The sequence below is a fragment of the Nitratidesulfovibrio termitidis HI1 genome, from assembly GCF_000504305.1.
Taxonomy (GTDB): Bacteria; Desulfobacterota; Desulfovibrionia; order Desulfovibrionales; family Desulfovibrionaceae; genus Cupidesulfovibrio; species Cupidesulfovibrio termitidis.
Window position 1 is genome coordinate 846,786 of the sequence record NZ_KI632512.1, and the last position, 17,765, is coordinate 864,550.

Below are 17,765 nucleotides of genomic sequence, written 5' to 3' on the forward strand. Positions count from 1 at the left end.
CCTCGATTTGCCCGTGCATCTACCTGCCAAACACTAGAGCCTTCCCCTAAAGGGGAAGGCTCTAGCTAGACACACCAAAAACTCCCAAGACATTGTTTTTATTAAAAAAACAGAAGAAGCACTCAAACCCATAACGCCAAGCCCTGTCAAGACGTCTAACACACTGAAATTACAGTTACAGCCAACAGCACCCACGAATCGTCAAGCCAACTTACCAAGCCTCGACGCCGTCAACTCGTCGGTCAAACTTGGCAACATGGCATCACCTGCGGACCACACACCTCCGGTCCTTTGCCCCCCCCCAATTGCTTGTCCGCCTCCCCACAGGCAAGACAGGGGCAAGTGAGTGCCCTCCGCACACTCAGTGAGAGGCACTTCCCCCTTCACCCCTTCAAATTTGAAGCACCAACGGCGTGTAACTTGAGAGTACCGAATCGCCGGTAATCAGCCGCATGGGTTCGGCCATGGCCTGGGAGACCAGCATATGGTCAAAGGGGTCATTGTGGTGCCTCGGAAGGGTCGCGAGCATCTCTGCATGCGCACCAAGAAGGGGAAGCTCAAGGAAACCACTCTCCTGCGCTGCAGCACGAAGCACGGACAACTCGGCATCAAGCTTGCCGATGCGTGTCTTGATGGCGATCTCCCACCAAGACACGGAACTGACAAAGACCTCGTTCTCATCAGCAAGCAGCAGTTCCCGAACAGGCGCAATGCGCGGGGAATCGGTCAGCGCCCAGAGAAGCGCGTTGGTGTCCAGCAGCAGTCTCATTCTTCGCTCCCTTCAAACGCCGCAAGAAGTTCCGGCGGCAGAGGAGCGTCGAAATCGTCGGGAACCTTCAGTTTGCCCTTCAGAAGACCAAGACGCTTTTTCGGCTTAGCACTTGCGGCCGACTTAAGGACGGCCTCTGCTCGACCATAGCTGCCGATGAAAATGGTTTCACCACCTGCCGCACGTTTTACCAGCTGCGACAGAGAGCTCTTGGCCTGGTGCATGGGGACGATATTCATAGCCACCTCCATATGCCACTCCTTTCCTATTCAGCCTTAGCTAGAGCTTAGCCCGAAGTCAAGGAGAGCGCTTCCGGCACCGGACGAGTAGCAAACCCAAAATAGTTATCGGCTGACCGGCGTGTGTGGTGGGGTACGCTAAGCACGGCAGTGTCAAGTAAATACTATTTCTGTGCACACTGTCGAAATAAGTATGACATAATATTATGCGCAACAGTTCAAGAACATCACATTTGAACACAAAAAAAGACACAAAATACACAACCAATCAACACATGCTAAAATAGTAATATCAAATCAATCAAAAATATAAAATCAAACCAGTAGACTGACAAGCAATCAAAACATAACAAACCAACAAACAAACTTCAATAACACAACCTACTCCCACCTAAAAACAAGTTGCCCTCCAAAGCTACGCACAATACAACATAACGAACAATAACAAAACGAAACATAATAAAATCAATGCTATATATCACCCTTTCCCAAGCCAGTACACACAAGTGCTGGCTTATTTTTCGAGCAACAACCAGTCACAACAGGAAAGAACATCATGCACATCGAAGAAAACATCTACAGAAATTACCAGATACAAGCGTACCCAACCATGCCATGTCGCACCGACATCCTTGATGCCATCATCGACCGCATTGAGCACATGACCCAACGCTTCAGCAGAGTACTCTTCATCCGATTCGATTTACGCCTCCCTAGGTGGTATGCATGCCCTACCACAAAAAACCCACTCACCATCTTTTTCAATAGCTTCGGACAACACCTGCGTCGCAAGGACATCGCCTTCCAGTACGTCTGGGTACGTGAACAATCCAGAGAAAAACACCAACATTACCACGTGATGCTCCTCCTAAATGGCAACCTCACATGCCACAGTTGGAACCACACTGAAAAGGCTGAACACCTCTGGCAAAAAGCCCTTGGGATAAAACAGGAAGGATTACTGCAACGATGTGACACCGCCAGAAACGGCAGCCACCACCCGGATTTCATCCATATGAATCGTCATGATCAGAGCTACGAGCGGGATATCGAGAGATGCGTGGAGTGGGCCAGCTACCTGGCCAAGACGAAGACGAAAGGCTATGCGCCGTTACGTGCAAGAGAATGGGGAGCGAGAATATTTCCCAAACCATTCTGAAACGTTGAGTTACGTTCGCCCCCCCCACTAGGGAATGACGTTGCAACCTGATGGGGGGGGGTTATGTCACAGCGGAACTTTATGACGTATAGCAAGGAATTTAAGGAGGCTGCGGTCAAGCTCTATCTTGAGGGCAATAAGGGCTACCAGCAGTTAACCAATGAATTGGGATTGAAGGACAAGAAGACATTGCGCACTTGGGTTGCAAAATTCCAGCGTGGTGAATCTCTTGAAGATGGCCGAGGCAGGCAAGGAGAGCGCTGCGGTCGACCGCGTACAAAGTTTGCTTCCGCTGAAGAGGAGCTCAAATACGTCAAGGCGGAGCTTGAATTCGTAAAAAAGTTGTATCGCTCTCGGTTCGGCCACGAATGGGGAGCGCACAAAAAGGGTGGAATTTCTTGATAGTCGACGAACTGCGGAGTCGTTACCCACTCGCAGTTCTTCTGAAGCATGCAGGAATATCCAGGTCTGGATTTTACAAGTGGAAGATCACATCCTTTCAACATCGTGAGAACTGCACTGTCGAGATGCATATCACAGCAATTCACTCGATTCGTCCGTATTATGGATATCTCAGGATGTCCGTTGCGCTCAATCGAGAAGGATTGCTTGTGAATCACAAGCGCGTGTACCGACTGATGCGTAAACTTGGCACTCAATCCACCATTCGCAAGAAACGGAAATTATTTGGAAGGGTGGTGAGCAGTCTTTTTCCGAACCTGCTGAAGCGGGATTTTTCAAGCATGCAGCCTGGCAGAAAGCTCGTGACAGACATTACATATATCCCCGTCAAGAGTGGATTTATGTATTTGTCAGTCATCCAAGACCTGCACAATAACGAAATCATTTCCCACAACATGTCAAATCAGAACAATCTTGATCTCGTCTTTGCCACTCTGCGTGCCCTTCCCAGGCACGAGGACAAGGCTATTCTACACTCTGACCAAGGGTTTCAATATACGCACAAGACATACGCGGACAGGCTTACGGAAATGAACTTACGCGGCAGCCATTCCAGAAAAGGCAACTGCCTTGACAACGCTGTCGTTGAGTCATTTTTCTCGCACTTGAAAACCGCAATATTTGCTACCCAAAATGTCCTACCTGCTGCCGAGACTATGATCTTGGTAGAAGAGTACATCCGCTTCTACAATGCGGAACGTTTCCAAAAGAGGCTTGGCCAACTTTCCCCTGCGGAATACAGGGAAAAGCTGGCCGCCTGAATGATGCCCCCAGGGGGCTTTTTTCACTGTCTACTTGACGGGGGTCAGACCAAAAACAGGGGGGGGCCACAATGATGAAAGCGAGTTTGGTCAAGACAGCGCCTGGGCCGCCTGAACCCAAAAAAGCCATGGAGGAGACGCCCAAGGCCAGTGCCCAAGACATGCGACACAGTTGCTCAGCATCCACCAGACTGGTGCTGGATTGCGCAACCAAGCCAGCTACAGGCCACCGTCAAGGAGAAATTGCACCTGAAATCGCCGCGCATTCCGACGACTGACGAGGTCATGGGGGGGACTCAATGTCGGTTACGAAAAGCGTTCTTGCACCAATAGCGCCAAATACTTTGCCACCAACAATGTTCCTATCTGTAGGAAGAATTTTTTACACCTCCATCGACAGTGACTCAAGTGATCAATGGGATGAAAAAACGTTTTCGCGTTGCATGCCTCCGGGATGTAAAAACGCCATAACAGCCCGCCCCACCCTGCCGAGCTGAAGTGATCGTATAAAACCTGACGGCCTGAACCTGTCGCCTCGATTCCGAGCAGGCACTCCGACACGTCCTGCCCGGCGCTCTTGCACGTCTGGCAAGAGAATTGTCAGCCACATTGTTTTACGAAGGGTGCAATGAGACAAAGAGGGAGACAACATCAAGGCAACCCCGGAGGCCTCTCGTGACGGATATCCTGAAGGCGTTATGCTGGATCTTTATCAGCCTGATTGTGCTTGGTCTTCTCATGAAGGCAGCGCCACTCCCTCCTGCCCGGCAAAATGCACCAGATCAGATAAGTGGCGCGCCAGAAGGACTGACCGCGCCAACAGCCACAAGACATCAAGACAGCCAGAGTGCTGTTGGGGGAAGAAAGTCCGCCGCCACCCTGTGGAAAGAATACCAGACGAATGAAGTTGCGGCAAAGACGCAGTACCAGGGCAAGTATGTCACCATCTCCGGAACGGTATACGCAACAGACAGAGCGCCGAATGGAAATCCGAGAATATCTTTCGCTGTGGGGCATGAAGGGCTCCAGGCCATAATAATGGAGTTTGACACCAGCGAACGCGACAACACTGCACGACTAATACATGGGAATAAAGTAAATGTAATTGGACGGATAAAGACATACATATTGCATAGCACGCTTTACCTGGACGACTGCCACCTGATGAAACAGGAGGACTGATGAACAGGATCACTATCACCAGCCGCCAAGTTGGCAATGACGAAGTGGTGGATGTGCGCATGCCGGAACGCATTTACTCGGTTACGCTGGATGCGATGGATAGAGAGCTGTTCGCGTCGCGAACAAATCGAACGCTGTTGATTGCGTGCAGGGTTGCCGTGACCGTTGAGGCGAATGTGCGCGAAGCCGTTCAGGCACAGCAGCGGAACTAGCCCCGGCGGCACCGGATACGCAAGCAAGCCGTACCACCGGCATCCTCATCTCACCCCCATGCCTGACGGATTGGGCCATGCGCCCGCTGGCTATTCCTGTGGGCGCAATGATCAAAGTACAGCCCCTCTCTGCAGTCGGGTCACACACAAGGAACGCGCAATGGCCAAGTCCATCTACATCCTCACCACGCTCACCGACCAAGGCATGCACCGCGCAACGGTCACGCAGTTTCGGGGGCGCGACGGATTCGCGGCGTACGCCAACAAGGTGCTTTCCCGCACGAACACACACATCCCATCCGACGCCACTGTCGAGGAAATTTGCGATGCCCTGTATAATACGGGACCTGGCCTTCAAGGCGCACGCTCCCATCGCCGCATTTCCCGCCGGGAGTCGGAACAGGCAATTCGTGACGGCGCCCGGAATGACACCCAACTCATGATGGCCTGATACTGACGCCCGCCGGACTGGAGACCATCCGGGCATCCCCCCCTTACGATTCCGGGGGGGGGGGGGGGAGCATACGCATGTGCGCTGGCAGCCGACTGGATGCCGGAAGCCTAGCCGGGGCGTGACGCCTGACTAGGCAGCGAGGACACTGCGCCGTATCGACGGGGCGGTTCGGACAGTGGAAGATGCCCGGAGCAGCGGTACTGCGCATTCCCACCAACCCGCCAATACTAACGGTGGCGAGGATACAATTCTGCCAACGTAAGAATGCAGTCAGGTGCCTTGCGGTAGTCGTGGGCGATACCCCTCACTCAGGAGCGCATATGAACGATACCGCGAACAAGGCCTTTCGTGAGCTTGCCGCCGCAAGCAAGGCCACCGTCATCGAAGAACTGTATCTGTCCTTCATGGACGATGGCGCGGCAACCCTGCTGGAGGCCAGCGATTCTGGAGAGTATGCCAGGATGGCCCTGCCCACGTCCCAGGTGCCCCAACTTGCCGCCACGCTGCTGCGGCACTGGCAGCAATCCGACCAGACAACCGCCCGGCAGGGGCAGGTCCCAAGCGTGACCAGCCTCTCGCAAGAAATGGAAAGCTTCGGACTCGAAGTCAGCGGCATCAAGGCCCATGCCCTGTCCGGCGACCGGGTTCGCCTCGGCTTCATCATCAACGGCGCCACGCTGTACCTTGACCTTCCGGCACGACTGGCCGTTGCCTTGACGTGCAACATTCTGGCATCTCTGGAATGCGACCCGCCTGCCAGTAGCCCCAGGCAATAACGACTCGAATCCGACCTCAAGCATGGACACCGGAACAAAAGTGGAATCCCCATACCAAAGGAGATGGTATGGGGATTCCTGGGGGGGGGGAGTTGCGCTACAGGCGATGCCTTGGATCGGGGGCTGCATCGCCAGAGCGAGACACTCCCCCTCCATAAGCCACATCTTCATGCAAAACGCAACAGTTTTACATGCAAGAGAAATGTAAGAATATAGCCGACGCACATGCTCTGCCAAGAAAGATGAATGTCTTCATCTCCTCCCTATGCCGCGTGGAGTTGTTCATGGCGACATGCGGCATCATGTACGTGGACGGTTGTGTCCCGCTTCGCCGTGATTACAGTCAGTTCAGTCTGATGAATATACGCTTGGCGGCTGCAAGGTCGGCACAGCGTTGCCCCCCTTGGGCAACGCCCTGTATTGGCAGAAATTTTTTATCCCCCGGATGGTGCCGCGCCATTACATCTGGTAAGTTGCCAAGTATCTGATGAGTGCATGGAGCAGCGGAACCGACGGCGACAGCGCGCGGTAGCCGTAGCTTGGCAGGCGACGCTGGGTCAGTATGGGAACGGCCTGTCCACCTGTTCCTCTCCGGCCCGGTCGTACCGAATTGGCGATGTGGTCGGGCTTTTATCGCGTTATAATTGTCCTGGACTACAATGCGGCAACTCTCCGGGCGCAAGGGAGACAGCAAAAACCCACCCGCTATGCAGGCGTTTTTTTGCTTCTGCCACTTCGCCCCCCCCAGTCGGCTGAGGCCATACACAGGGAAAGCCCCCGAAAGGGGGCTTTCCGCCAACGGAGGGAACCATCACCAGACGGCGCGTATACACCGCCATGTTTTACAATTACACAACGGGCCTGACTTTTTCCTGTCTCCTGACCGCTCCGACCACCCCTCCGTCACGAAAGGTGCGTTCTCCGTACCCTCGCCCCCCCCCTGCCCTGCCCCGGAAAGCCAAGAGCACTGACCGGATACACGCGACGGAGTTGACCATGCGCCCCGCATCTCCTCCACAGGCGCCCTCATGATCGCCCCCCCTCCGAACCGCCACCCCTCATCGCGATCACCCCGAAGTGAGATATTTGTCAGTCATGAAGGTACACAAAGAGGCAAACACCTCGCCATGAGGAGGACTATGCCCATGCGCATAATATTCGGGTTGTTTTTTGTCACGCTCTTGGCGTGCGCTGCCGCGTTTCTATCTGCTTCGACACAGTCGCAAGCCTGTTTCGCCAAACAGCTTTCTGCTCAGCCACGGCCTGACGACGTACTACTTGCGGTTCCTGAGGATCCCGCCACAGCGCAAACCTCTCTTCCGGCGCTCGACATGAAAATCGGAGATTTCCACAAGATATTCAACCGGGCCGCCCAGAAACTGAAACTCGGCCTCGCTCTGCCTGCCTTGGATATTGAAGATGGAGAAGAGACGATTATTGGCTCGGCTTCACTTACCGATGCGATTACATTGGTTGTCACGGCGGATTCCAGAAACGGTCGGGTACACGAAATCATGATGGTGGCGGATACCGGCGAAGGCGGCATCGTAACTCCGAACGTGACGAGTTGTATGTTCACGTTGATCGCGGCGGTAAACCCGGAGTACGAGGCAAGCCAGCAGCACCAAGTGTTGCTGGACTTGGGCATCACGGATGCCTACATCGTTCCCGAGGCCGCCGAAATACGACGCGGCAAGGTTGTCTATTGGGGTGGTTGGCCCAAGGGATTGCCCCTGTTCTTTGGTGCTGAGGTCGTCGAAAACTGACCCCACCGACTCGCCCACCCGGTGATGGAAAGACCGTATTTTTCCTGCTTGGTGCAATTTCCACAGGTTGCCATACCGGCGACGACGTCAAGCTCCTGGTGCAACGCCCAGAAAGGAGAAGGCCCCCAACGGGGCCTTCTTGCTCCACGCTTGCCGACCGTGGGGCTGCCTAGCCAGGCGGAACCGCCCGGCACCATCAATCTCAAAATACATATCGGGGCGTACAAGCACAACCACGAGTTCTGACGTTTCCCTGTCTCCGCTCCTTTCAGCACTATCCCCCCAGCCGACGCAGTCCAAAGCCGTCCGCGCCCTCCGGCTTCGCACCGCTTGGCTTGGTGTGAGCCCCCCCGACATCCCTGCGGCGTACAACCTATCCAGGGACATGCGACATCTCAGCTGCGCCGTCCACGGGAAGACCGTCCTTCTCGTTGCCCCTCTGCCAAAACCTGTCGCCCGGAAAGAAAAATGTCAGCGCTAGCGGATACTCTAGCCCACAGGAAGCCCCGCCAACCGGGGCAAATTAGCGAACTGCGGGAGCCGGTATGCAGAAACTTTTCGGAGTTGCCGTAATTCTAGCCATGCTCGGAATGCCGTCGCTCATGTACGGTGAAGACAAGATAGTCGGAACCGTCCAATGGTGGTTAGCCCTGCCGGAAGACAACAGGCTGTACTATCTTGCCGGTGTCCTTAATGGGCTTGATGTGGCGAACTCAGTGGTAAACTCCATCGCGGAGAATACTTCCGCCAACCATAAATATACAGACCTGTTTTTTGAAAACAGACAAAAAAACCAAGTTACGTATGCACAATGCTTGGGCATAGTTGAGCGGTACGCCCATGACCACCCCGAGAATGCGCTTAGCCCTGCCCCAGCGCTCATATACACAACTATACGTGATGCGCTTAGACATATCGAGGCCCAGCCACGGGAAAAGGAGTGACACGAACGCTGCGGCACGGGACTGATCCACCGCAGAGGAGCCTCCACGGTCCCCTCTCAAGCCCTGGGTACCGGGAATTCTGCTGGGCCTGAATACGCCAAGCGCTTCGCAAGCTTGCCCAAAGGCTCATAGCGATGCGCGGACACGCATTGAGAGGGGCGGGATTTCTCCGGCCCTCTCATTTGGTTCCCGCCTGTCGCACTGAAGGAAGTTCCCTTTTCCCCGCACGCCCTTCACTGAAACGATACCAGACCGCATAGGTCAATCAGTCCTCGGCGCCACGAAAATCACAGCCGCCGAGCCTACCCCCATGTCCCATGCAGAAGAAAAGGAAGAACAGTCATGCTCCTCACTGTCCAGCAAGCGGTCGAGCGCTCGGGACGCTCTGCCGCAGCTGTCTACTCGGCAATCTCCCAAGGCAGGCTAAAAGCTCACCCCTCAAACGCCAAAAAAGTACTTATCGACCCCGCCGATCTTGAGGCCTGGGCTGCTACCACCCGGACGACCCGATCACGCAAGAAAATCTCGGCATAGGACAAAACTGTCCCAACATCCTCAGCGCTCTGGAGTCGCCATGAAAGATATTTTTCTATGTTACGTAGTGTCCGTTGGCATGCTCATGCTCGTCACAGCCGGGTGCGATCGCTCAACGGAAACCCCGCCCAGCGCGGCGGCGTTGTCCTGGAGCCAGTTGGCGCGCAGCGATTTTCTGCTTTCCAGCTATAACGGCACTGCGTTTTGGAGCAATAAACCGCCCACACTGTCGTTCCACAGCAATAACAAAGTGAGCGGCAGCATTTGCAACCGTTTCACCGGCCTTGGGCATTTCGAAAACAACCAACTCACCATCACGCCCCTGCTTCTCATCAACGTGTCCTGCGCAGATCCAGAACTCGACGCGTTGGAAAGCGCATTCCGCACAGCCATCACGAAAGGCGTTCGCATCACTCTTGAGAATGATGAACTCCACCTGCAAGGTGATGAACTCGACCTTGTCTACATGCGCAAATGGCCAAGGCCAGCACAACCGTAGAGGCGCTCGTTACCCCGCTGTACTTGTCAACTGGAGATACTGGCTTTGTTCCAAGCGAACAGTACCGGCCCCCTTGCCCCTACCAACGCGCCTTTTCATGATGCGGAGCAGGAGACCGCTCGGTTCAGGAAGCAGGTGCCCCATTGACCGCCCCCAGTGGCAATGGCCCAGAACGCGCGCGGGCCTAGGTGTCCACACCCCGCGAGGGGCAACAACACCCACTACGGCGGTAGCCAAGCTTCCGCACCAGCATCCCGCAACGGCATGCTGTTGGCCGGACGAGTGCGGGCAATTCTCCACCTCCATTGCCCATGCCCGCATGTAATCCCGGACAAACAGCCGACGACATGGCGCCCGGATGCTCCGGGCCCTGGGCATTTGCGCACCACCGAACTCACCGTCTCTACAAAGACAGAAAATTGCAAGATTATCCGTACGATTACCATCGCCACGCCCACAACCGGCCCTGTAGCCCACCCTTTAACCAACACGCATCATTCGCCCGACAGGAGGGAGCATGAGTGAAAAACCGTCTGGGGAAACGGTGACCATCCGCGAACTTGCCGCCATGGTGGGCATCAGCCCCCGGGCCATCGCCAACCGTATCAACCGAGGCACGCTCACGCCCAGTGGCAAACAAAACGGCGTCTACATCTTCGACATCGACCTTGCCGCGAAGGTCGCCGAGGAAGGGCGGAGGTCTGGCGGACGCCCCAAGGGCTCGCGAAACATCAGGACCGCTACGTATCCGGACTGTCAAAAATGCGGGAGCAAAATGCGTCGGCACGGCTTTACTGCCGGGCGGCGCCGCTATCGTTGCCCCGCATGCGGAAAATCTCAAACGATCAACAGTCGCTAAGGCTGTGTTCGATCACAAGGATGGGGTATGGTCACTGCGGCAGACGCTGTTTGAGGATACAGCACCACAATCAGGCTATATCAAAGTGTGAGCGCACACCGGAGCACTCACCTCTTCCATGAAACGCTGCCGAAAAACTATAGCCATGAACCAAGAGCGGCAATACATCGGCTCGCCGCCTCATGAAGACTACTAAATTTTCAGACAGTTTCTGTGAATACATACTGCCGCGAAGACTGCTTTTGAAACAGATATCGCCAAGGCGTCAAACTCGAAAATACGTGTCCTTCGCGCTTTCTCATGTCTGGGTTTTCCTGTTACAGGTCGGCCTAGATAAATATTGTCAGCTTTTAAAAGAGGGACAAAGGCATGAGTATTGCGCATCCATCGCTACACGTTGCAAAGCATACGAATTCGGGCGAAGAATCAATTTACCACCCTCTTCTCGCTCACTGTGCTGATGTCAGTGCCGTTGCCGAGTGCATCCTTACCGCAACGACCTTGGGCAACCGCCTGGCGCAGGGGGCTCAACAACCGCTGTGCTCCGGACAAATCCAACGACTGGCGGCCATTGCGACATTGCACGATCTTGGCAAGTATGCGCCCTGTTTCCAGACCAAAATCCGACAGCTAGGCAAAGGATGCGGGCACATCGAGGTGTTGAACGGCCTGTTCCGCCTTGAGAAGGCCGTAACCAGGCTGTCAGCCCTCATGCCGTGGCTCACGCAGTGGGACACGTCGGGCGGCATGACCGTGGGGCGGCTGCTCGACGCCGCATTTTCGCACCACGGCACCCCACGCGGCTTCGTGTTCAGCAGGCAAAGCGCTTCGGACGGTTGGGAACAGCAGTGGACGACTGCCCACGGGGGCGCTTTCGATGGCATCACTGCTCTAGCCAACGCCCTCCCTGGCTGGTTTCCCAAGGCCTTTGCGCCAGACACGCCGCCCTTGCCCGATACACCAAGCCTGACGCACCTCTTTGCCGGACTGGTGATGCTGGCCGACTGGCTTGGATCAGACACGCGCTTCTTTCCGTATTGCGGTCACGGTGGCCGCCCCGGCCCGGATAACGATCCCATGCCATACGCCCGGCAGGCTGCCGCCAGAGCCCTGCGCGACACCGGGCTGGACGTCTCTGCCTTGCAGGCTCAACACCTTCCGGCTTTTGAGCGACAGTTCCCGTTCCCCCCGCGCGGGATGCAGCGGGATATCGAAGATATTCCCCTGCTCCACGAGGGCAGTCTTACCATCCTTGAAGCCGAGACCGGCTCAGGCAAGACCGAAGCGGCATTCCGCCTCTTCAGCCGTCTCTTTCACGCGGGCTTGGTCGATTCTCTTTACTTCGCCTGCCCACTGCGCTTTGCGGCCACACAACTACATGGACGCGCAGTTTCGTGCATGGCCCGCACGTACGACACACCGCCCCCGGTCGTGCTGGCCGTGCCCGGATACCTGCGCGTAGACAAAGCCGAGGGATACCGCCTTCCCGATTTTCGCGTGCAGTGGAATGAAGTTGGCGAGTGGACGACTGCCAACAGAGGCTGGGCATGTGAGCATCCCAAACGCTACCTGTGCGCCCCTGTGGCTGTTGGCACCATTGACCAGTGCCTGCTGGCAGGCATGCGGGTGGGACATGCCCATTTGCGCGCCATTGGCTTGGCGCGTTCGCTTCTGGTCGTGGACGAGGTGCACGCCAGCGATGCCTACATGACCACGCTCACCTGCAACCTTTTGCGCTTCCTGCAAAAAGTCGGTGGACACGTACTGCTCATGTCCGCAACCTTGGGCGGGGCGGCGCGCCAACACTACCTTGATGTCTGGGAGCACGGGGCAAGGTGGCCGAACATCGCTCCTGCCTTCGACGCATGCCTTGCCGCTCCGTACCCCACGCTGTGGAGCGGTCGAAAGACACCCACAGCAAGCGACGACAGGTCAGGTCCGCCTCGACCAGATGCGGGGCGTCGCATTTTCCCCAAAATTCTCCCCCTGGGAAATGATGCCGAACTCGCGGCCAAGGCGGCCATGCTGGCCAGGGCGGGTGCCTGCGTGCTCATCGTGCGCAACAAGGTAGCGACGGCGGTCGAAACCTGCCGCGCTGTGGAGGAACAACTCGCTGACGCCCGGCATCTGCTCTTCCGGGTCAACGATGTCGCCACGCTGCACCACGGACGCTTCGGAACTGAGGACAGAAGGCTGCTGGATACGACCGTGGAAGACCGTTTCGGCAAAGCGGGCAGCCGCCACCCCGGCGTGCTGGTGGCCACGCAAACGCTGGAACAGTCTCTGGACGTGGATTTCGATGTGCTCTTCACCGACTTGTGCCCCATGGATGTACTGTTGCAGCGCATTGGCCGCCTGCACCGCCACAGCCGTAACGAAGACGCCCGACCCGCAGAATGCCGGGAGGCCGTATGTCACGTCATCTCCCCCGAAGGCGGTAAAACAGACACCCTTCTCACCCCCACAGTTCAACGTATGCTCAATGCCGGAATTGAACGTGCCTACCCCGACCTGCGCTGCCTCAAGCTGACTCTCGACTTGTTGCACAAGGCCGCGCACGATACGCAGCCGTGGTGCATCCCGCACGACAACCGGCTGCTGGTGGAATCCGCCACGCACCCGGACAGACTGCGCGCTTGTCACGCCCTTGCCCCGGAATGGGAGGCTCACGGCGTGCGTATTGAGGGGGTTCTTACCGCGCAGACCCAACAGGGGATATTCAGCCTCGTGGAGTGGGACAAGCACTTCGGCCCGGATAGCGCCGCACCGGCAAACGAGGAAGAGCGGATGTTCACCCGCCTCGGACTGAACGACCGACTTGCCGTGTTTTCCGATGCCCAGCCCGGCCCCTTCGGACACCCCGTGCGTCAGGTAAAAATTCCCGGTTGGCTGGCATCCGGCGCAGCCCCGGATGAAATTCCCACCAACATCGAGGCCCGGGACGAAACACTCCGCTTCAATTTCGCCAGCAACCGATTCCGCTATGACCGGCATGGCCTGCACAAGGAGGAACGATGACCGGAAACCTGCTTACCGAAGCCATAATCAGTGTTTTCACCACCGATGGCACATCGGTGCGCCTGACCCTGCCGGGCGTACTGGCGGCACTGCAACGAGACGAGGTGGGCAGCTTCGCGGCTGTGCAACCGCATCAGGCCCACCCCTGGCATGCATTTCTGGTGCAACTGGGAGCCATGGCACTTGAGGGAGAAGAACTGCCACTTGCAACTCCGGGCCGCGCCGACTTACCCGGCCCGGATACGGAAGCAGCATGGGCCGCGCGCCTCCGGCGGCTGACGCCGGATCACCCCGACGATGCCCCCTGGACCCTTGCGGTGGACGACCTCGCCAAGCCCGCCTTCCTTCAGCCCCCGGTACCGGAAGACACCTGGGGGAAAACCACAAAAATTGACTATTTCCCCGATGACTTGGACATCTTAATTTCAACAAAAAACCATCAGATAAAAAGCGGCAAGGCGTCAAAAGCCACTCTCGAACATTGGATGTTTGCCCTGTTGAGCCTACAGACTATGGCAGGATACTCCGGCCCGACATGGAACGGGATATCAAAAATGTTCACCGGCACCGGAGCTCGACCGGGGGTACACATACTCTCTAGGTCAACCCTTGGCGGGCAATGGGCGCGGGATGTTCGAATCGTTCTCGACAATCCGGACAACTTCAGGAAGCACGGATTACCCTTTGACCCAGTACACGGCTTGAAACTTCTGTGGGTTGCCCCCTGGGACGGCAAGAAGAGCCTTGAATTGCGCGAATTGCATCCGCTGTTCATCGAAATCTGTCGTCGTATTCGCCTTCACCACAACGCCTATGGGACATTGAGTTCCAAAAGTATTGGAACAGAGCAAGTACTCCGTATCCAGGCAAAAGAACAAAACGGTGACATGGCCGACCCCTGGACGCCTGTCCTCAAGTCAAACCACTCGGCGTTCAATCGCACTCCGGGATATCGCGCAGTGCAGGCCGTGCTCTTTCCAGCGGACACGAACAAGGAACAATACGCACCTGCGTTGTTGCAGATGCGCCACCCGCCCGATGAAGGGCACGACCTCGCTGTGCGATTCCGTATACTCATTCGTGGACAAGGCAAGACAGAAGGCTTCCATGAACGTACCATCCCCATTCCCAAGGCTGCCGAGGTCTTCGCCTTCGGGCCCAGAACGCCGGACGCGGCGCGTCTGTGCCAGGCAATGGTCGAGCTTGCTTCTACGGCTCAGAACAAAGTGCTCAAGCCTGCCCTGCTCCGCTTCATGCAAGCCGCGCGCGAACGCATAGAATTCAAACAACCGGAAACCGCCGCCTGGGCAGAGACGTGGACCAGGCGCCTGGATCAGGAGGTTGACCTGCACTTCTTCCCCACTCTGTGGGAATGTCTGCCCCTGCTGAAAGAAGGCGAAGATGCGGTGGTCCAAGCCCCCTGGCGCGAGAGACTGCGAACACTCGCAATGACCGTCTTCACGGAGGCGACACAAGCCTTGCCCGTGCCGCTGACAATGCGGCCACGCGCGGTGGCACTTGCTGAAGAGCAGTTCCAGCGAGCAGTTCGCGAACATCTCGCTCCTAAAAGGATCAAGGAGGACGTCAGGTCATGACGCACGAAACGACTACGGCCCCGGAAACATCCCCCCTGGCCCGGAGCGTTGCGTCCGTGGCTGCAACATTGTCCCACCCGAACTTTCCCAAAGGCGATCTTGCCGCGTTGCGACGCGGCGGTCCGTCCCTCGTCGCCACGCCCGGATTCTGGCGCGTGCTCCTGGACCGTGTGGATGAAGGACTGCGCGCCACTGACCAGGCAGAACGCGCATGGGCCGTCATATTCCAATCCATGTCCATCATGGCCCCGAACATCCACACCCCCAACCGCACCCTTGGCGCGGTGCTGGCGGACATGAGCAAAAGCCTGGAACACAGGTTTCTGCGGTTACTGCGCTGTCGGGGAGAGCAGTTGGAGGACCAGATACGACTGATGGCCCGCCTGCTTGCCTCAAACGGCACTTCCGTGGACTGGGTTTCTCTGGCCGGGCTGTTGCTGCCCGGAAATGATGACGCCAAAGACCGCACCATGCACCGACTTGCCCGCGACTATTACGGAAAGAAATAGAACGGTTCGTACCCCCCCATGACAACGCGAATGCAAAGGAGGACAATCATGCCCCTTCCCCGCTTCATTCAGATATCGACCCTGACCAGCTACCCCGCAGCCCTGCTTAACCGGGACGATTCCGGACTGGCCAAGCGCATTCCCTTTGGCGGTACCGTGCGTACGCGGATCAGTTCCCAATGCCTCAAGCGACATTGGCGGCTGGCCGATGGCGAACACAGCCTGCGAAATGTTTCCCCGGAGCTAGGGCTGGCGATCCGTTCGCGCGCCTTGTTCAGGCTGCGTTTGCAGGAACCGCTTGTCGGCGATGGCGTTCCTGAAAAGGTTGCGGAAACCGTCTTGAGCGCCTTTGCCAAAAGCCTCTATGAGGGCAAGGACAAAGATGGAACAGACGACAAGGACGGCAAGAGCAAGGACGACGCCAAGAGTCCGCTGGACCGCAGCGAACTTGTGGTGCTTGGCGAACCTGAGATCGCCTTTCTCCTGCGTGAGGCACGCGGAATTTGCGCCCAGGCCGGGGGCGACCCCAAGAAGGCAGCCACGCTGGCCAAGGACTACCTGAAGACGCAAAAGGATAATTTTCGGGCCATCACCTGCGGCGCGGGCGTGGACGGCGCCATGTTCGGTCGGTTCATCAGCGGTGATCCCGGCGCGCGCGTTTCGGCGGCGGTGCATGTGGCCCATGCCTTTACCGTGCATCAGGAATCCTCGGAAACCGACTACTTCACCGCCGTGGACGATCTGCTGACGCGAGAGGCGGGGGGCAGCGGGCACCTGGGTGCAACAGAACTGACCAGCGGCCTGTACTATTCCTACGCCGTAATCGACGTGCCACTGCTGGTTTCCAACCTGACCGGATGCCGCCCCGAAGACTGGCTCGACCAGGATCGGACCCTTGCGGGCAAGGTTGCGGCTAACCTCGTGCATCTTATGGCTACGGTCACTCCCGGCGCCAAGCTGGGCTCCACCGCGCCCTACGACTATGCGGCCCTTGTGCTGGCAGAGGCGGGCGAGCGGCAGCCCCGTACGCTGGCCAACGCATTTCTTGATCCCGTCCGGCTCGGCACCCCTGACCTGATGGGCCGCACAGTCGCTTCTCTGGCCAACTACGTTGGTGATGTGGACGCCATGTACGGACCCGGCGAGATGCGCTGGCTTGCCAGTCGGCTGCCCGGCGTTCAGGTACCCGGTGCCGTGCGCACGCCCTTGCCTGAACTGGCGCAGGCCCTGTTGCAGGCCGTGGCCACGGCGGGGAGGTCGTAATGCGCTTCCTCGTTCTGCGCCTGGAGGGGCCGCTTATGTCCTTTGGCGACGCAGCCGTGGACGAATTGCGCCGTACTCGGGAATTACCGGGCCTATCCATGCTCACGGGACTTGCAGCCAATGCCCTGGGGTTGCGTTTTACTGACGATTACAAGTTGGAACGCCTGCAAACGAGGCTGGTTTATGGTGCGCGACTCGATAGGAGTGGAAAATGCCTAGTAGACTACCATACGACTCAACTGGGCAAAAACGACAGCATGTGGCGCACCTCATACGGGCCAGACAAGAGAAAAAGCCAATTCAAAAGTGACACCCTGACCGCCGAAAGCAAACGCCATTACCGCGCCGACTCCCGTGTCTGCGTCGTTCTTTCTCTGGTTCCGGAGGACGAATCGCCAACTCTGGACGACTTGGCCGCCGCCTTTGCCAGGCCGTTCCGTCCGCTCTTTCTGGGCAGGGTGTGTTGCCCTCCTTCCGGCCCCTTGCATCGGGGCGAAGTCGTCGATGCTCCGGATGCATACGACGCTCTTGAACGCGCCGCACCAGGGGAACAAAGCGACCCCGCTCCGCTCACCGCGCTCTGGCCCGCTGATGGTCCGGGCGCACGCCGCCCGGTGGACATGGCCGCAGGCAGGATAGTGGAGCTCCATGATCTTCGCGACTGGCGCAACGATATGCATTCCGGCTCCCGATACGCGGTTTCGGGGCCGGTCCATCCATGCGGAGTGTTCGCCAAGGGGGAGGTACAATCATGACACAAACAA

At 57.3% G+C, this 17,765-nt stretch carries 19 protein-coding genes; 17 read left to right on the forward strand and 2 right to left on the reverse strand.

The window, feature by feature from the left end; all coding sequences use genetic code 11:
- Positions 1–391: 391 nt before the first annotated feature.
- Positions 392–769, reverse strand: coding sequence for a type II toxin-antitoxin system VapC family toxin (locus tag DESTE_RS03650; RefSeq protein ID WP_035065149.1), 378 nt, complete (start codon positions 767–769; stop codon positions 392–394).
- A complete protein-coding gene (locus DESTE_RS03655) occupies positions 766–1,008 on the reverse strand; it encodes a type II toxin-antitoxin system Phd/YefM family antitoxin (RefSeq protein WP_035069587.1) in 243 nt (80 codons plus the stop codon). Before DESTE_RS03655 ends, DESTE_RS03650 begins: the two co-directional genes overlap by 4 nt.
- Before the next feature lie 556 nt (positions 1,009–1,564).
- Here DESTE_RS03655 and DESTE_RS17415 point away from each other — a divergent pair.
- From DESTE_RS17415 to cas5e, 17 genes are all read left to right on the forward strand, one after another.
- Positions 1,565–2,167, forward strand: coding sequence for a YagK/YfjJ domain-containing protein (locus DESTE_RS17415; protein WP_245590717.1), 603 nt, complete (start codon positions 1,565–1,567; stop codon positions 2,165–2,167).
- A gap of 81 nt (positions 2,168–2,248) precedes the next feature.
- On the forward strand, positions 2,249–2,569 hold the full coding sequence (locus DESTE_RS17420) for a transposase (RefSeq protein ID WP_198015311.1): 321 nt from the start codon (positions 2,249–2,251) through the stop codon (positions 2,567–2,569).
- On the forward strand, positions 2,536–3,390 hold the full coding sequence (locus DESTE_RS03665) for an IS3 family transposase (RefSeq protein WP_035065151.1): 855 nt from the start codon (positions 2,536–2,538) through the stop codon (positions 3,388–3,390). The genes DESTE_RS17420 and DESTE_RS03665 overlap by 34 nt, the downstream gene beginning before the upstream one ends.
- Before the next feature lie 675 nt (positions 3,391–4,065).
- The gene (locus tag DESTE_RS17425) at positions 4,066–4,572 is read left to right on the forward strand and encodes an OB-fold protein (RefSeq protein WP_198015313.1); all 507 of its coding nucleotides are present in this window, start codon (positions 4,066–4,068) and stop codon (positions 4,570–4,572) included.
- Positions 4,572–4,784, forward strand: coding sequence for a hypothetical protein (locus DESTE_RS03670; protein ID WP_035065154.1), 213 nt, complete (start codon positions 4,572–4,574; stop codon positions 4,782–4,784). Before DESTE_RS17425 ends, DESTE_RS03670 begins: the two co-directional genes overlap by 1 nt.
- Positions 4,785–4,944: 160 nt before the next feature.
- Positions 4,945–5,235, forward strand: a complete 291-nt coding sequence (locus tag DESTE_RS03675; RefSeq protein WP_035065156.1) for a hypothetical protein — start codon at positions 4,945–4,947, stop codon at positions 5,233–5,235.
- A gap of 323 nt (positions 5,236–5,558) precedes the next feature.
- Positions 5,559–6,014 (forward strand): hypothetical protein, encoded by a 456-nt coding sequence (locus tag DESTE_RS03680; protein ID WP_035065159.1) that lies wholly within the window; start codon positions 5,559–5,561, stop codon positions 6,012–6,014.
- A 1,145-nt stretch (positions 6,015–7,159) separates the two neighbouring features.
- Positions 7,160–7,780 carry a hypothetical protein gene (locus DESTE_RS03685; protein WP_156925253.1) on the forward strand — a complete coding sequence of 207 codons (621 nt, stop codon included), beginning with the start codon at positions 7,160–7,162 and terminating at the stop codon, positions 7,778–7,780.
- A gap of 545 nt (positions 7,781–8,325) precedes the next feature.
- Positions 8,326–8,724 carry a hypothetical protein gene (locus DESTE_RS03690; RefSeq protein ID WP_035065166.1) on the forward strand — a complete coding sequence of 133 codons (399 nt, stop codon included), beginning with the start codon at positions 8,326–8,328 and terminating at the stop codon, positions 8,722–8,724.
- A 342-nt stretch (positions 8,725–9,066) separates the two neighbouring features.
- Complete coding sequence (locus DESTE_RS18650; protein ID WP_084559335.1) at positions 9,067–9,258, forward strand: helix-turn-helix domain-containing protein; 192 nt, start codon at positions 9,067–9,069, stop codon at positions 9,256–9,258.
- A gap of 40 nt (positions 9,259–9,298) precedes the next feature.
- The gene (locus tag DESTE_RS03695) at positions 9,299–9,757 is read left to right on the forward strand and encodes an META domain-containing protein (protein ID WP_035065169.1); all 459 of its coding nucleotides are present in this window, start codon (positions 9,299–9,301) and stop codon (positions 9,755–9,757) included.
- 517 nt (positions 9,758–10,274) lie between these two features.
- Positions 10,275–10,616, forward strand: a complete 342-nt coding sequence (locus DESTE_RS17850; protein ID WP_156925254.1) for an IS1/IS1595 family N-terminal zinc-binding domain-containing protein — start codon at positions 10,275–10,277, stop codon at positions 10,614–10,616.
- 369 nt (positions 10,617–10,985) lie between these two features.
- Complete coding sequence (locus tag DESTE_RS03700) at positions 10,986–13,634, forward strand: CRISPR-associated helicase/endonuclease Cas3 (RefSeq protein ID WP_035065172.1); 2,649 nt, start codon at positions 10,986–10,988, stop codon at positions 13,632–13,634.
- Positions 13,631–15,229 (forward strand): type I-E CRISPR-associated protein Cse1/CasA, encoded by a 1,599-nt coding sequence (locus tag DESTE_RS17095; RefSeq protein ID WP_051384290.1) that lies wholly within the window; start codon positions 13,631–13,633, stop codon positions 15,227–15,229. The genes DESTE_RS03700 and DESTE_RS17095 overlap by 4 nt, the downstream gene beginning before the upstream one ends.
- Positions 15,226–15,738, forward strand: coding sequence for a type I-E CRISPR-associated protein Cse2/CasB (gene casB, locus DESTE_RS03710; protein WP_084559336.1), 513 nt, complete (start codon positions 15,226–15,228; stop codon positions 15,736–15,738). Before DESTE_RS17095 ends, casB begins: the two co-directional genes overlap by 4 nt.
- Positions 15,739–15,786: 48 nt before the next feature.
- A complete protein-coding gene (cas7e, locus tag DESTE_RS03715; RefSeq protein WP_035065178.1) occupies positions 15,787–17,001 on the forward strand; it encodes a type I-E CRISPR-associated protein Cas7/Cse4/CasC in 1,215 nt (404 codons plus the stop codon).
- Positions 17,001–17,756: a type I-E CRISPR-associated protein Cas5/CasD gene (gene cas5e, locus DESTE_RS17435; RefSeq protein WP_084559337.1), complete on the forward strand. Its 756-nt coding sequence runs from the start codon at positions 17,001–17,003 to the stop codon at positions 17,754–17,756. The genes cas7e and cas5e overlap by 1 nt, the downstream gene beginning before the upstream one ends.
- The last annotated feature ends 9 nt before the right edge of the window (positions 17,757–17,765 follow it).

Excerpts from the sequence above, each read along its gene's own strand:
- DESTE_RS03650 (WP_035065149.1), bottom strand. The coding sequence starts at position 769 with ATGAGACTGCTGCTGGACACCAACGCGCTTCTCTGGGCGCTGACCGAT.
- DESTE_RS03655 (WP_035069587.1), bottom strand. The coding sequence starts at position 1,008 with ATGAATATCGTCCCCATGCACCAGGCCAAGAGCTCTCTGTCGCAGCTG.
- DESTE_RS17415 (WP_245590717.1), top strand. The coding sequence starts at position 1,565 with ATGCACATCGAAGAAAACATCTACAGAAATTACCAGATACAAGCGTAC.
- DESTE_RS17420 (WP_198015311.1), top strand. The coding sequence starts at position 2,249 with ATGACGTATAGCAAGGAATTTAAGGAGGCTGCGGTCAAGCTCTATCTT.
- DESTE_RS03665 (WP_035065151.1), top strand. The coding sequence starts at position 2,536 with ATGGGGAGCGCACAAAAAGGGTGGAATTTCTTGATAGTCGACGAACTG.
- DESTE_RS03670 (WP_035065154.1), top strand. The coding sequence starts at position 4,572 with ATGAACAGGATCACTATCACCAGCCGCCAAGTTGGCAATGACGAAGTG.
- DESTE_RS03675 (WP_035065156.1), top strand. The coding sequence starts at position 4,945 with ATGGCCAAGTCCATCTACATCCTCACCACGCTCACCGACCAAGGCATG.
- DESTE_RS03680 (WP_035065159.1), top strand. The coding sequence starts at position 5,559 with ATGAACGATACCGCGAACAAGGCCTTTCGTGAGCTTGCCGCCGCAAGC.
- DESTE_RS03685 (WP_156925253.1), top strand. The coding sequence starts at position 7,160 with ATGCGCATAATATTCGGGTTGTTTTTTGTCACGCTCTTGGCGTGCGCT.
- DESTE_RS03690 (WP_035065166.1), top strand. The coding sequence starts at position 8,326 with ATGCAGAAACTTTTCGGAGTTGCCGTAATTCTAGCCATGCTCGGAATG.
- DESTE_RS18650 (WP_084559335.1), top strand. The coding sequence starts at position 9,067 with ATGCTCCTCACTGTCCAGCAAGCGGTCGAGCGCTCGGGACGCTCTGCC.
- DESTE_RS03695 (WP_035065169.1), top strand. The coding sequence starts at position 9,299 with ATGAAAGATATTTTTCTATGTTACGTAGTGTCCGTTGGCATGCTCATG.
- DESTE_RS17850 (WP_156925254.1), top strand. The coding sequence starts at position 10,275 with ATGAGTGAAAAACCGTCTGGGGAAACGGTGACCATCCGCGAACTTGCC.
- DESTE_RS03700 (WP_035065172.1), top strand. The coding sequence starts at position 10,986 with ATGAGTATTGCGCATCCATCGCTACACGTTGCAAAGCATACGAATTCG.
- DESTE_RS17095 (WP_051384290.1), top strand. The coding sequence starts at position 13,631 with ATGACCGGAAACCTGCTTACCGAAGCCATAATCAGTGTTTTCACCACC.
- casB (WP_084559336.1), top strand. The coding sequence starts at position 15,226 with ATGACGCACGAAACGACTACGGCCCCGGAAACATCCCCCCTGGCCCGG.
- cas7e (WP_035065178.1), top strand. The coding sequence starts at position 15,787 with ATGCCCCTTCCCCGCTTCATTCAGATATCGACCCTGACCAGCTACCCC.
- cas5e (WP_084559337.1), top strand. The coding sequence starts at position 17,001 with ATGCGCTTCCTCGTTCTGCGCCTGGAGGGGCCGCTTATGTCCTTTGGC.